Consider the following 1,090-nt stretch of genomic DNA (forward strand, 5'->3'; position numbering starts at 1 on the left):
CAGCTATAACCTTACCAGGATAGAAGGTCTTTTTAACCCCATTAATTACTCCTGCTTCTACTAAACGCATGACAGAAGGGGTTACAACTTCACCATGCATGCCCAAATCTTTTTTTGTATATAACAGATTGCCAATGGCATTTGCTAACCCCCCAAATCCAAGCTGAATCGTTGCTCCATCAGGGATCAGATCAGCAATAATTGCTGCCATTTTTCTTTCAACATCAGTGATAGGAATTTCAGGCAATTCAAATAATGGAGTATCCTGTTCAATGATATAATCAACTTCCGATACATGAACCAGAAAATCAACACTGTTTAGCCACGGTGTATTTCTATTTATTTCAGCAATAACCGTTTCTGCATTCAATATTACTTCTTTTCGTGGCAGGAAAGCCCCAAAACATGATAAATTCATAAAACCTTCTTCATTAGGCGGCGTTGCTGTAAAAGCAACCCTATTGCATCGTGCATCCATACCAGCCTGTGGTATATCACTTAAATGCATGGGCTTATAATGGGCCATCTTCCATTCCATGCACACACGCTCCATGGGTCCAACAAACATTGTTTCAATATGGAAACTCTCTCTGTTTTCAGGTTTCATATAGTCATAAAGACCCATAGCATATCCCTGGTAAATGGTAACATCTTTAACGCTACCTGCTCTTTTACCCAATGCAGTTGCAAACGATGCAGGAATCCCCGTCCCGCCTCCTAAGAACACCCTGTCGCCAGATTCAACGATATTTGCCGCTTCCTCTGCAGTAACTTTTTTACTGTTATAATCATCCAGCCACTTTGATAAAGGATACGATGGTTTACGGCGCAAAGTTATAGAATTAACATCAACCATATATATAACCTCCTAAAAAACTATAAATAGCCAAAATGTTAACACTAGCTATTATTTCAATAAAAAAAATTTTTATAACAATTAATAATATAATATTGTATTATAACTATTATATATATGACAAGCTTTTTAATATTAAATTTTTTATTTTTTTAACGCAAAAACAAAATTTAACTTCAATACATAAAATAAGCAATTTCCCATTATGCCATATTATTTGTAATCTACATTGAA

At 35.4% G+C, this 1,090-nt stretch carries 1 protein-coding gene; it reads right to left on the bottom strand.

Going from position 1 to position 1,090, the window contains the following annotated elements; translation table 11 throughout:
* Positions 1-856 (bottom strand): hypothetical protein (locus N3F66_15060; protein ID MCX8125466.1); only part of this gene is annotated, 856 nt, incomplete at its 3' end.
* Between the last annotated feature and the right edge of the window lie 234 nt (positions 857-1,090).

The organism is Spirochaetota bacterium, assembly GCA_026414805.1.
Lineage (GTDB): Bacteria > Spirochaetota > UBA4802 > UBA4802 > UB4802 > UBA4802.